The organism is Janthinobacterium sp. PLB04 (genome assembly GCF_021165895.1).
Taxonomy (GTDB): domain Bacteria; phylum Pseudomonadota; class Gammaproteobacteria; order Burkholderiales; family Burkholderiaceae_D; genus Janthinobacterium; species Janthinobacterium lividum.
This window is the reverse complement of the sequence record NZ_CP088968.1, coordinates 454,956-467,395: the sequence shown is the minus strand read 5'-3', so window position 1 is coordinate 467,395 and position 12,440 is coordinate 454,956. Positions and strand designations below refer to the sequence as shown.

The window sequence follows — 12,440 nt, the reverse complement described above, 5'->3', positions numbered from 1 at the left end:
TGCAAGAAATTTACTGCTCCCATTGTTGCCGTACGGAACATCTGGCCTGCCGCAGTTTCACTTTGATAAATGTTTATGTCCAAAAGCCCGTCGCAGAAGCCTATCGAAATCAAGATTTCCACCGTCGTTGCTGTCTCCGCCATTCTGCATAGCGCCGATACGCAGGCACTCGATGCCGCCTTGCGCGACATGACGGGAGGCGTGGCCGACTTTTTCGAGGACGACCTGGCCGTGCTGGACGTGGCGGCCTTGCCGCCCGGCGGCGTGCCCATCGACTGGGCCGCCCTCGTGGCCCTGCTGAAAAAATACCGCTTGAATGCCGTGGCCGTGCGCAATGCGCCGGCCGACATGCATGACGCCATCCTGGCGCAAGGCTTGAGCCTCGACAGCGGCAAGACGCGCGACGATGCGCCGCCCAAGGATGGCCCCAAGGATACGCCCACGGCCGCCGCCCAGTCGGGCGCCGACGCACAGGTGATGGTGATCGACACGCCCGTGCGCGCCGGCCAGCGCATTTATGCGCGCGGCTGCGACCTGATCATCACCGCAGTCGTCAACAATGGCGCCGAAATCATCGCCGACGGCAGCATCCACGTGTATTCCTCTCTGTACGGCCGCGCGCTGGCCGGCGCCTCGGGCAATGCCCAGGCGCGCATCTTCGCGCTGGCCATGGAACCGGAACTGGTCTCGATCGCCGGCGTGTACCGCACGTTCGAGGATGGTTTCCCTGCGGAAATGGCGCGCGGACCCGCGCAAATTCGTTTGGCTGGCGACAGAATCGATATACACTCTGTCAATCCGGTCACTCCTGTGAACCGCTCTTAAGCTGCACAATTCAAGAGATATCTGAAAAGGATTATTTGTGGCAAGAATTATTGTTGTGACGTCCGGCAAGGGCGGTGTCGGCAAGACGACCTCTAGCGCCAGTTTTTCCACTGGTCTGGCCATGCGCGGCCACAAGACAGCCGTGCTCGACTTCGACGTGGGCCTGCGTAACCTCGACCTGATCATGGGTTGCGAACGCCGCGTCGTCTACGACCTGATCAATGTGATCAACAAAGAGGCCACGCTGAACCAGGCCCTGATCAAGGACAAGCACTGCGACAACCTGTTCATCCTGCCCGCCTCGCAAACGCGCGACAAGGATGCCTTGTCGGAAGAAGGCGTGGAACGCGTGTTGAACGACCTGATCAACATGGGTTTCGAGTTCATCATCTGCGATTCGCCGGCCGGCATCGAGCATGGCGCGCTGATGGCGCTGACGTTTGCCGACGAAGCCATCATCGTCACCAACCCGGAAGTGTCGTCGGTGCGCGATTCGGACCGCATCCTGGGCATCCTGCAAGCCAAGTCGCGCCGCGCGCAGACGGGCGGCGAGCCCGTCAAGGAACATCTGCTGATCACCCGCTACTCGCCGAAACGCGTGGAATCGGATGAAATGCTGTCCTACCAGGACGTGCAGGAAATCCTGCGCATCCCGCTGGTGGGGATCATTCCGGAATCGGAGCAAGTGCTGGCCGCCTCGAACCAGGGCAATCCGGCCATCCATTTCACGGGCACGGACGTGGCGCAAGCCTATGAAGACGTGGTCTCGCGTTTCCTCGGCGAAGATGTCGAGTTGCGCTTTACCAACTATGAAAAGCCTGGATTACTCCAGCGCATTTTTGGGGCGAAGTGATATGGCCTTGCTTTCTTTCCTGTTCCCCCCCAAGCCGAAGACGGCCACCGCGGCCAAGGAACGCCTGCAGATCATCATCGCCCGCGAACGCAGCGGACGCGATGGTCCGGACTTCCTGCCCGCCCTGCACAAGGAATTGATCGCCGTCATTTCCAAGTACACCAAGGTCAATGCCGACGACATCAAGATTTCGCTGGACCGCCAGGGCAACCTGGAGGTACTCGACGTCAACGTGGTGCTGCCGGACGCCTAAGCGTCAATCCGGCCTGACCGTGAGCAATTCCTGCGCCACCGCGGCGCAGGCGTTCACGTGCTGGTTGCCGATCTGGCGGAATACGGCGTAGCCAATGGCTGCCGCCACCGCCTGTCCGGCAAACGGCACGAAGCGCGCCACCTGCTTGGTGGCAATCTTGACGCCACTGCGCTTGAGCAGGTGGAGGATCAGTTCGCGCGATACCAGCTTTCCCACCAACATGCCGCCCATGCCCACCGCCGCGCGGTAGGCCATCATCTTGAACTGCGGGTTGAGGCGCTCGATCTGCTCGGGCGTAAGGCCGAATTCGTGGTTGATATCATTGATCAGCATGGAAAACAGACCGACATCCGACATCAGGTCGATGCCGGGAATGGGAATGGCCGAAGCGCCCGCCGACATCATGGCACGCCGCTGCACCAGGCGCCGGCAACGCTCGCGCACTTGCTCGATTTCGGCACGACTGCCCGGTATCAGTGTCCAATCGGTAGTGCTCTTGTCTGACATGGCCGTTTCTCCGCGAGTAGGGTAGATGAACAAGTGTAACGTAAAGGCCTCAGCTGCCGATTTCACTGGACACAGTTGCAATCTCTGTTATATTTCACTTGAGCATTCCTTAACATTACGATAAGCAGAGCGGACCGTCTGTTTGTTGCTACACACTCCAGCCAATTATGCGAATTGCCGTACTCGATAGCGACCATAGCCAGGCAGAACTGATCTGCCAGGTGCTCACCGCCGCCGGCCACGCTTGCCACGAGTTTCAAAGTGCCAAGGACATGCTGGGGCAACTGCGCAAGGACAGTTGCGACATGCTCATCCTCGACTGGCATGTGAGCGATCTGGACGGTGCAGAAGTCTTGCGCCGAGCCCGGGAAAAACTGGCGCCCAAGGCACCCGTGTTGTTTATGACCAACAGTTCCGGCGAAGACGACGTGGTGGCGGGCATGACGGCAGGCGCCGACGACTACATGATCAAGCCCCTGCGGCGCAGCGAGCTGACCTTGCGCACCCAGGCGCTGCTGCGCGTGGCCTACCCGGCCCAGAATGGCGCGGAATACTTGCAATTCGGTCATTACACATTTGAAACCCGCCCCGGCCGCCTGCTGCGCGATGGCGAAGTACTGGATGTGACACACAAGGAATTCGCCCTGGCACTGCTGTTTTTCCGCAACCTGGGCCGTCCCCTGTCGCGTGCCTACATCCACGAAGCCGTGTGGCAGCGCGACACGGCCTTGCCTTCGCGCACCATGGATACCCACGTCTCGCGCGTGCGCAACAAGCTGCAGCTGAAACCGGAACACGGCTACAGGCTGGTGCCCGTCTACAGCTACGGTTATCGCCTGGAAAAACTGGGCGGCTGAACGGCGGCAAACGGCTGACCTGCTCAAAGCGCGGGCACAAAGCGCTATAATGTCGGCATAAGTCATCCCAACAGCCCTGAAATGCAACTGCTCGCCGTCGGCCTCAACCATACCACCGCCCCAGTGTCGCTCCGCGAACAGCTGGCGTTTGCGCCTGAGCAATTGGGTTCGGCGGTGATGGCGGCGCGCACCTGGTTCCAGCGCATCGACTTGCGCGACAACGACGAAGCGGCCATCCTGTCGACCTGCAACCGCACCGAGCTGTATGCGGCCAGCCACGTGCCCAATCCGCTCGACGCGGGCGCGCATTTCCTGGCCGATTATCACAAGCTCAACTACAGCGAGCTGCGCCCCCACTTATATATGCTGCCGCAGCACGATGCCGTGCGCCACACCTTCCGCGTCGCCTCCGGGCTCGATTCGATGGTGCTGGGCGAAACGCAGATCCTGGGCCAGATCAAGGACGCCATCCGCACGGCCGACGAAGCGGGCGGCCTGGGCACGTATCTGCACCAGTTGTTCCAGCGCAGCTTTTCCGTCGCCAAGGAAGTACGCAGCAGCACGGAAATCGGCGCGCACAGCGTGTCCATGGCGGCCGCCGCCGTACGCCTGTCGCAGCGCATCTTCGACAAGATCGCCGAGCAGAACGTGCTGTTCATCGGTGCCGGCGAAATGATCGAATTGTGCGCCACGCACTTCGCGGCGCAAAACCCGAAAAGCATCACCATTGCCAACCGCACCATGGAACGGGGCGAGGAACTGGCGCACCGCTTCAACGGCAAGGCCATCCGCCTGGCCGACCTGCCGGAGCAGCTGCACCAGTTCGACATCGTCATCTCGTGCACGGCGTCGTCCTTGCCGCTGCTGGGCCTGGGCCTGGTCGAGCGCGCCATCAAGGCACGCCGCCACAAGCCCATGTTCATGGTCGACCTGGCCGTGCCGCGCGACATCGAAGCGGAAGTGGGCCGTTTGAACGACGTCTTCCTGTACACGGTCGACGACCTGGGCAAGGTCGTGCAGACGGGCCTGGAAAGCCGGCAAGCGGCCGTGGCGCAAGCCGAAGCCATCATCGAAACGCGCGTGCAATCGTTCATGAGCTGGGTCGACGACCGCGCCATGGTGCCCGTGATCCAGCATTTGCATGAAAACAGCGAAGCGCTGCGCCTGATGGAAGTGGAGCGGGCGCGCAAGATGCTGGCCAAGGGCGCTGACATCGACGCCGTCCTGGAAGCGCTGTCGAAAGGCTTGACGGCCAAGTTCCTGCACGGCCCGCAGCAGGCGCTGCACCACGCGCAAGGCGACGAGCGCAAGCAGCTGGTCACCCTGCTGCCAAAACTGTTCCGCCCCCGCCGTTAGCGCAGCCCCGCTGGCCGCCCGCGCGCGACCGCCCCCTGCCCGCCTGCCGGGCCTGCACCATCCCTACACTCTTTTACCGCGAATCGCTATGAAACCATCCATGCTGGCCAAACTCGATCAACTGGCGAACCGCCTGGTCGAACTCGACGAACTGCTGATGCACCCGGACGCCACGTCGAACATGGACAGCTACCGCAAGATGACGCGTGAGCACGCCGAACTGGGTCCGCTGGTCGCCCTGTACCATTCCTACCAGGAAGCGGGCAACGATATTACGACAGCGCAAGAGATGTTGTCCGATCCGGACATGAAGGAATTCGCCCAGGAAGAAATCGAGGCGGCCAAGACCACCATGGCGCGGCTGGAGCGCGAATTGCAAACCATGCTGCTGCCGAAGGACGTCAATGACGAACGCAATATCTTCCTGGAAATTCGCGCCGGCACGGGCGGCGATGAATCGGCCCTGTTCGCCGGTGACCTGCTGCGCATGTACACGCGCTTTGCCGAACGCAACCGCTGGCAGGTGGAACTGGTGTCGGCATCCGACTCCGACCTGGGCGGCTACCGCGAAGTGATCGTGCGCATAGTGGGTAACGGCGCGTATTCAAAGCTGAAATTCGAGTCGGGCGGCCACCGCGTGCAGCGCGTGCCGGCCACGGAAACGCAAGGCCGCATCCACACGTCCGCCTGCACGGTGGCCGTGATGCCGGAAGCCGATGAAGTGGAAGACGTCAACATCAACCCGGCCGACCTGCGCATCGACACCTACCGCGCCTCGGGCGCCGGTGGACAGCACATCAACAAAACGGACTCCGCCGTGCGCATCACCCACTTGCCGACCGGCATCGTGGTGGAATGCCAGGATGACCGCAGCCAGCACAAGAACAAGGCGCAGGCGATGAAAGTGCTGGCCGCACGCATCAAGGACGTGCAATTGCGCGAACAGCAGTCGAAGGAAGCGGCCACCCGCAAGAGCCTGATCGGCTCGGGCGACCGAAGCGAGCGCATCCGCACCTATAATTTCCCGCAAGGCCGCCTGACGGACCACCGCATCAATTTGACCTTGTATAAGCTGGACTTCATCATGGATGGGGATTTGACGGACCTGACGAATGCGCTGGCGGCAGAGCACCAGGCGGAACTGCTGGCTGCCTTGGGCGATTAAACGCTGACACCGTTGTTGTCGGCTTACGCTACGCTAAACCGACCTACCGAGTTTGTAGGTCGGCTTAGCGCGTAGCGCGTAAGCCGACAGCTTTAAGTAGCGGCTAAGCAATAAAAATCCAGCCTTGTGCGAAAATGACCAGCTCGATTCCATCCACCTCACCGTGTCGCCCATGAAAAATTCACGCACCGTCCTCCTGTCGATCGCCGCCCTGTGTTTCCTGATGCTGGGCGTGGCCATGTATTTGCAGCATGCCATGAACATGGCGCCGTGCCCGCTGTGCGTGATCCAGCGCTACCTGTTCCTCGCCATCGGCATCGCCTGCCTGGCCGGCGCGGCCGCCAACCGTCCAAAGATCGGCGCCGGCATCGGCTTGCTGGCGGCCCTGGGCGGCCTGGGCGTGGGCGCCAAGCATCTGTACGTGCTGGCCAACCCCGGCTTCTCGTGCGGCATCGATCCGGTGGAAACGGCGCTGAACAAGATTTTCACGGCGCAAGTCATGCCCTTCATGTTTGAATCCTATGGCGCCTGCGAGAACGCCGGCGAGCCGTTTTTCGGCCTGTCGATTCCGCAATGGGCGTTCATCTGGTTCGCCATTTTTAGCGTCGGCCTGCTGTGGACCTTGCTGCGCCGTCAGAAATAATTGAAAGCACCATGCCAGAAACACTGATCCCCGCCGGCAGCACTGTCGGCGCCCTGCAAATCCGTCCACTGCTCGATCCGCTCGACAACCGCATCCTGCTGGGCCATGCGCTGGGCCTGTCGCGCGTGAGCCTGATCACGCAATCGGAGCGTGTGCTCACTCCCGATGAAGCGGAACGCCTGTCCAGCTTGCTGGCACGCCGCCTGCAGGGCGAGCCGATCGCCTACATCGTGGGCCAGCGCGAATTCTTCGGCCTGCCGTTCGAAGTGAACGACGCCGTGCTGATCCCCCGCCCCGACACGGAAGTGCTGGTGGAACTGGCGCTCGAGCGCCTGCCGCCCGGCGGACGGGTGCTCGACATGGGCACGGGCAGCGGCGCCATTGCCGTCGCGCTGGCGCACACGCGGCCCGACGCCGTCGTCACGGCCCTGGATGTCAGCAGCACAGCGCTGGCCGTGGCGCGCCGCAACGCCAGCGCCAATGGCGTCAACATCACCTTCATGGCCAGCGACTGGTTCGAAGCGCTGGGCACGGAAAAGTTCGACCTGATCGTCTCGAATCCCCCCTACATCGCCAGCGGCGACCGCCACCTGGCCGAAGGCGATCTGCGCTTCGAGCCTGCCGGCGCGCTGACCGACCATGCGGATGGCCTGTCGGCCCTGCGCACCATCGTCTCCGGCGCCGCACGCCACCTGGCGTCAGGCGCCTGGCTGCTGATGGAGCACGGCTATGACCAGGCAGCATCCGTGCGCGGCTTGCTGGCCGACGCCGGCTACAGCAAAGTGCAAAGCTGGCGCGACCTGGCCGGCATCGAACGAGTCAGCGGCGCCCGCCTGGGCTGACCGCCGCCACCTGCGCAAAGCTTGACCCGGCAGCGCGCCAGATCCCCCCGCAGTTTGTTAAAATATCAAGCGAATTCCTGACCGAAGCGCCGTCCCCGCTCCCCGGGGCGGACGCTGGCGACGTGGCGTTTTTTGGGCCGGCGCCGACGCATTTGCCAAAATTCGGTTAATCTCAGCACAAATTATTTATATGCTGCACAAGAAAGGAAGCTCAAATTGCCCAACCTGTTGACTCGCCGCCTGGCATTGCTGACTGAAGATGCCAACCGCGCGCTGCTGGGCGGCTTGCGCGGCATCGAGCGTGAAACCCTGCGCGTCGACCACGCCGGCCATCTGGCTTCCACGCCCCACCCCGTTGCCCTGGGTTCGGCGCTGACGCACCCAGAAATCACCACCGACTACGCCGAAGCGCTGCTCGAATTCATCACCCCGGCCGAAGCCGACATCGGCGTCACGCTCGACAAGCTCGACACCGTGCACCGCCACGCCTACAGCCGCCTCGGCGACGAGTTGCTGTGGAGCCAGTCGATGCCGTGCCAGCTGCCGCCCGAAGCGGACATCGAAATCGCCAACTACGGCAGCTCGAACATGGGCATGCTCAAGCACGTCTACCGGCGCGGCCTGGCCTTGCGTTACGGCAAAGCCATGCAATGCATCGCCGGCATCCATTACAACTATTCGCTCGACGAGCAGCTGTGGCAAGTTCTGGCCAGCAATCCGGACACCAGCGCCAGCCCGACACACGCGGCGGCCACGCCGAAAGACGTGCAGTCGGAAAGCTATCTGGCGACGATCCGCAATTTCCGCCGCTACAGCTGGCTGCTGATGTACCTGTTCGGCGCTTCGCCGGCCCTGTCCGCCGGTTTCCTGCGCGGCCGCGCGCACAAGCTCGACACCTTGTCCGACGACACCTTGTTCCTGCCGTATGCCACCAGCCTGCGCATGAGCGACCTCGGCTACCAGAACGATGCCCAGTCCGGCCTGCGTCCGCACGAAAACAGCCTGGAAGATTACGTCAACGCGCTCACGCATGCCGTCAACGACCCGTATCCGCCGTACGAAGCGCTGGGAACAAAAAAAGAGGGCGAGTGGATCCAGTTGTCCACCAACGTGCTGCAGATCGAAAATGAATACTATTCGACCATCCGCCCGAAACGCGTGATCCGCACGGGCGAGCGCCCGATCCAGGCCCTGTGCCTGCGCGGCGTGCAATACATCGAAGTGCGCTGCATGGATGTCGACCCGTTCGAACCGGTCGGCATCAGCCTGGAAACGGGTCGCTTCCTCGACGCGTTTCTGCTGTTCTGCGCGCTCGACGACAGCGCGCCCATCTCGGCTGAGCAAAGCGCCTGCTACACGAACAATTTCGCCCGCACCGTCAAGGAAGGCCGCAAGCCGGGCTTGACCCTGCGCCGCGATGGCGAGGACATCACCCTGCAGGCGTGGGGCGAGGAATTGCTGGCGCGCATCGCCCCCGTGGCGGCCCTGCTGGACGCGCGCCTTGGCGGCACGCAGCACGCGGACAGTCTGGCGGCGCAAGCCATCAAGCTGGCCGACCCGGATGCGACGCCATCGGCGAAGGTCCTGGCCGAACTGCGCGCCAACGGCGGCTCGTTTGCCGCCTTCGGCCTGCGCCAGAGCGAGCGCCACGCCGCCTATTTCCGCACGCATCCGGCAACACCGGAACAAAGCGCGTATTTCGACAAGATGGCCGCCAGCTCGCTGGCCGAGCAGCGCGCCATGGAGGCGGCGCCAGCCGGCAGCTTCGACGATTTCGTCGCCGCCTACCGCGCCAGCACCCTGTGTTCGCACACCTGATCCTGCCTGACTTCCTGCCTGGCGCCCCATGCTGACCTTCTACAATGAATTGCACAGCCAGCATCGGGGCCGCTTCGAAATGTTTCGCGGCACCATGGTGCCCTGCTTCGAGACGCCCGAGCGGGCCGACATGGTGGTGGCCGAACTGGGACGGCGCAACCTGGGCCGCATCGTCACGCCGCACGGCGTGCCGCTGACCTCGCTGGAGCGCATCCACACGCCCCGTTACCTGCATTTCCTGCGCCACGCCTGGCACGACTGGCTGGCGCTCGACCCCGACAATGCGGGCAGGGATGCCTTGCCGTCCGTGTGGCCCGTGCGCACCCTGCGCAGCGACATCGAACCGGACGACTTCACGGCCAAGCTGGGCCTGTACTCGATGGACAATGGCACGCCGCTGACGGCCGGCACGTGGACGGCGGCCAAGACGGGCGCCGACTGCGCCGTCAATGCGGCCCATGCGCTGCGCCTGGGCGAGCGGGCCACGTTTGCCCTCACCCGCCCGCCGGGCCACCACGCGGGCAGCGATTTCTTTGGCGGCTACTGTTTTCTCAACAACGCGGCCCTGGCCGCGCAGCATCTGCTCGACGACGGCGCCCGCAAGGTCGCCATCCTCGATATCGATTACCACCACGGCAACGGCACGCAAAGCATCTTTTACCAGCGCGACGACGTGCTGTTCGCCTCCATCCACGCCGACCCGCGCAGCGAATATCCGTTTTACCTGGGGCACGCCGATGAAACGGGCAGCGGCGCGGGGCTCGGCTACAACGTCAACCTGCCGCTGCCGTCCGGCAGCAGCACGGCCAGCTGGTTCGCCGCGCTGGAAACGGCCTGCCTGCGCATCAATATGTATGCGCCCGACGCGCTGGTGGTGTCGCTCGGTGTCGATACTTTCGCCGGCGACCCGCTGTCGCACTTCTCCCTGCAAAGCGGCGACTACCTGCGCGTGGGCGAGCGCCTCGCGCATCTGAACCTGCCCACCGCCTTCATCCTCGAAGGCGGCTATGCGGTGAAGGAAATCGGCATTAATGTCGTCAATGTGCTCGAAGGGTTTGAAACCGCAGAGTAATTCTGGGGTCAGACCCCCGTCCACGTTGACGGTGAGCCTGGCGTTAGCGGTGTTGAGGGTCTGACCCCGGCTTTAGCATCGTTACATATTCCGGAACAAAGCCATGAACGGCTGGCTCACGGCCAGGGTTTCCGGCCGCGTCTTCAGGCGCAAGGCGCCGCGCCCCACTTCGTCGCGCGTGACGGACGCCACCATCTTCATGTTGACGATGGTGGAGCGGTGGATCTGCTTGAAGATGGCCGGGTCGAGCACGTCGAGCAGTTCGCGGATCGGCTTGCGCAGCAGCGCCTCGCCTTCCGCCGTCATGACGGCCGTGTACTTGGTGTCGGACTGAAAATAGGCGATGTCTTCCACCATGATCAGCCGCGTATCCTTGCCGCTGCTGGCCGTCAGCCATACCAGCGGCGGCGACTTGGCGGCCGCCGGCAAGGCGCTGCTCAATTGCTGCAGCAGGCCGGCCAGCGCGCCGTCATCCACCTGGGTCTTGCCGGCCCGTGCCTGCACGCGCTGCACGGTCGCTTGCAGGCGCTCGCGGGCTATGGGTTTCAATAAATAATCGACGGCGCCCTTGTCGAAGGCATCGATCGCGTACTGGTCGTAGGCGGTGACGAACACCACCTGCGTGGCGGGACTCGCTTCGAGCGCGCCGGCCGCCACTTCCAGCCCCGTCAAGCCCGGCATGCGGATGTCGAGGAAGGCGATGTCGGGCTGATGCGTGGCGATGGCGTCGAGCGCGGCACCGCCGTCGTCGCAGGCGGCTACGATGCGCAAGTTGGGCCACTCTTCGGCCAGCAGGGCCACGAGCGCATCGCGCAGCAGGGTTTCATCTTCGGCGATGACGCACGTCATCTCGGGATTATGCATAGGAGACTCCCTGCGCCGTGCTGTCTGGCACCGTGATGGTGGCCGTCACGCCATCGGGGAAATTGGCGAGGATGGAAAACGACGCGGCCGCGCCATAGGTCAGGCGCAGGCGTTCGCGCACATTGCGCAAGCCGATGCCCGTGCCGGCGCCATCGTCGCTGAAGCCCTTGCCGTCGTCGGCCACCGTGACGATCACCGTACCGTCGCCGCTGCGCGCCATGATCCAGATCGTGCCGCCACCGCTTTTCGGCTCCAGGCCATGCTTGATAGCGTTTTCCACCAGGGTTTGCAGCATCATCGGCGGCAGTTCCACTTGGCGCAGGTATTGCGGTACTTCGATCTGCAGGTTCAGGCGTCCACCCATGCGGATTTTCAGGATATCGAGATAGGCGCGTGCCCGTTCCAGCTCCGTGCCCAGGGTCGACATGGCTTGCTCCGTGCGCGGCAGCGAGTGGCGCAGGTACAGGATCAGATTACCCAGCATCTCGTCGGCACGCACGGGATCGCTGCGCGTGAGCAGCTGCGCGCTGGCCAGGGTGTTGTACAGGAAGTGCGGTTCCACCTGCGCGTGCAGCAGGCTCAGTTTGGCCACCGTGAGTTCCTTTTCCGTCACCGTCTGGCGCGCCTCGGCCTGCTCGCCGCGGCGGCGCTGCGCCACCCGGCGCGTCATCGCCCGCGTCACCGCTTCCGCGTTTTCCAGGTTGCTGCCATGGTCGACGAGGAACCAGTCGGTCCAGGCATTGCGCGCCGGCTCGCAGATCAGGGTCACGCTGCCCGCCTCGCCATTCGGCGTCACGGTGGCGAGAATCTGGTTCGGCCGCGGTTCAATGAAGCTCAGCAAGCGCATGCGGGGCAAGCCCGTGTGCGTGTAGGGCGCGGCGCGGCGCACGCGGGCCTGCACCTGCAGGCTGTCGCGCGCGCTCTCGACCACTTCGCTGCCCGGCAGTTCGCGGATGGCCGCGTCGATCATGTCGAACGCTTCGCCTGCCTCGAACGGGATCTCGATCTGGCGCCGCTGGCGGCTCGACAGGGTGCCGGCATTGACGGTGCCGGCGATCAGGCGCACGCGCCGCACGTGCGAAAACGCATTCGTGATGACGGCACTGGCCAGCAGTGCGCCAACGATGACAAAAAAGCCTTCCGTCCGCCCGAAGATATAGCGCAGGAAATTCTCGACCAGGATCGCCGTGGCGATGATGTAGGTGACCATCGTGGCCAGGGTGATGCGCAGGATAAAGAAGAGGCTAGTCATGATTTTTCCTTGGGGTGTGAAGTGGGACCAAGCATAACCACCGGCCCCACCGGCGGTGGCCATTATGCGATGGAAGGGCAATACTGGCGACAAAGGCAAGAAAATAAAGCTTCAATTCGCGCCACGCGCAAAT

The 12,440-nt window shown here is 63.4% G+C and carries 13 protein-coding genes; 10 read left to right on the top strand and 3 right to left on the bottom strand.

From position 1 onward, the window contains the following. The first annotated feature begins 75 nt into the window (after positions 1 to 75). Genes minC through minE form a run of 3 tightly spaced genes read left to right on the top strand, consistent with a single transcriptional unit; the run spans position 76 to position 1,931 of the window. A complete protein-coding gene (gene minC, locus LSO07_RS01945) occupies positions 76 to 825 on the top strand; it encodes a septum site-determining protein MinC (RefSeq protein WP_034783729.1) in 750 nt (249 codons plus the stop codon). A 37-nt stretch (positions 826 to 862) separates the two neighbouring features. After that, positions 863 to 1,678, top strand: coding sequence for a septum site-determining protein MinD (gene minD / locus LSO07_RS01940; RefSeq protein WP_034783730.1), 816 nt, complete (start codon positions 863 to 865; stop codon positions 1,676 to 1,678). Position 1,679: 1 nt separating this feature from the next. Continuing rightward, the gene (gene minE / locus LSO07_RS01935) at positions 1,680 to 1,931 is read left to right on the top strand and encodes a cell division topological specificity factor MinE (RefSeq protein WP_034752886.1); all 252 of its coding nucleotides are present in this window, start codon (positions 1,680 to 1,682) and stop codon (positions 1,929 to 1,931) included. Positions 1,932 to 1,934: 3 nt separating this feature from the next. On the opposite strand, the gene LSO07_RS01930 is transcribed toward minE, so the two are convergent. After that, positions 1,935 to 2,438: a hypothetical protein gene (locus tag LSO07_RS01930; RefSeq protein ID WP_034783732.1), complete on the bottom strand. Its 504-nt coding sequence runs from the start codon at positions 2,436 to 2,438 to the stop codon at positions 1,935 to 1,937. Positions 2,439 to 2,605: 167 nt separating this feature from the next. Here LSO07_RS01930 and LSO07_RS01925 point away from each other — a divergent pair, with 167 nt between their 5' ends. From LSO07_RS01925 to LSO07_RS01895, 7 genes are all read left to right on the top strand, one after another. Continuing rightward, positions 2,606 to 3,295: a response regulator transcription factor gene (locus tag LSO07_RS01925; RefSeq protein WP_034783734.1), complete on the top strand. Its 690-nt coding sequence runs from the start codon at positions 2,606 to 2,608 to the stop codon at positions 3,293 to 3,295. Between the two features lie 81 nt (positions 3,296 to 3,376). Further along, positions 3,377 to 4,651, top strand: a complete 1,275-nt coding sequence (gene hemA, locus LSO07_RS01920; RefSeq protein WP_034783735.1) for a glutamyl-tRNA reductase — start codon at positions 3,377 to 3,379, stop codon at positions 4,649 to 4,651. 88 nt (positions 4,652 to 4,739) lie between these two features. After that, a complete protein-coding gene (prfA, locus tag LSO07_RS01915) occupies positions 4,740 to 5,816 on the top strand; it encodes a peptide chain release factor 1 (RefSeq protein WP_151092067.1) in 1,077 nt (358 codons plus the stop codon). Positions 5,817 to 5,988: 172 nt separating this feature from the next. After that, positions 5,989 to 6,459 (top strand): disulfide bond formation protein B, encoded by a 471-nt coding sequence (locus LSO07_RS01910; RefSeq protein WP_034783901.1) that lies wholly within the window; start codon positions 5,989 to 5,991, stop codon positions 6,457 to 6,459. 11 nt (positions 6,460 to 6,470) lie between these two features. Next, entirely contained in the window at positions 6,471 to 7,301 is an 831-nt protein-coding gene (gene prmC / locus LSO07_RS01905; protein ID WP_034783738.1) for a peptide chain release factor N(5)-glutamine methyltransferase, read from the top strand. 216 nt (positions 7,302 to 7,517) lie between these two features. Beyond that, the gene (gene gshA, locus LSO07_RS01900) at positions 7,518 to 9,119 is read left to right on the top strand and encodes a glutamate--cysteine ligase (protein ID WP_151092065.1); all 1,602 of its coding nucleotides are present in this window, start codon (positions 7,518 to 7,520) and stop codon (positions 9,117 to 9,119) included. A 28-nt stretch (positions 9,120 to 9,147) separates the two neighbouring features. Continuing rightward, positions 9,148 to 10,191, top strand: coding sequence for a histone deacetylase family protein (locus LSO07_RS01895; RefSeq protein WP_099389750.1), 1,044 nt, complete (start codon positions 9,148 to 9,150; stop codon positions 10,189 to 10,191). Between the two features lie 81 nt (positions 10,192 to 10,272). Here LSO07_RS01895 and LSO07_RS01890 read toward each other — a convergent pair whose 3' ends face one another. Both LSO07_RS01890 and LSO07_RS01885 read right to left on the bottom strand, forming a co-directional pair. Continuing rightward, positions 10,273 to 11,055, bottom strand: coding sequence for a LytR/AlgR family response regulator transcription factor (locus tag LSO07_RS01890; RefSeq protein ID WP_151092063.1), 783 nt, complete (start codon positions 11,053 to 11,055; stop codon positions 10,273 to 10,275). Then, positions 11,048 to 12,307: a histidine kinase gene (locus tag LSO07_RS01885; RefSeq protein WP_151092061.1), complete on the bottom strand. Its 1,260-nt coding sequence runs from the start codon at positions 12,305 to 12,307 to the stop codon at positions 11,048 to 11,050. Before LSO07_RS01885 ends, LSO07_RS01890 begins: the two co-directional genes overlap by 8 nt. Positions 12,308 to 12,440 lie beyond the last annotated feature (133 nt).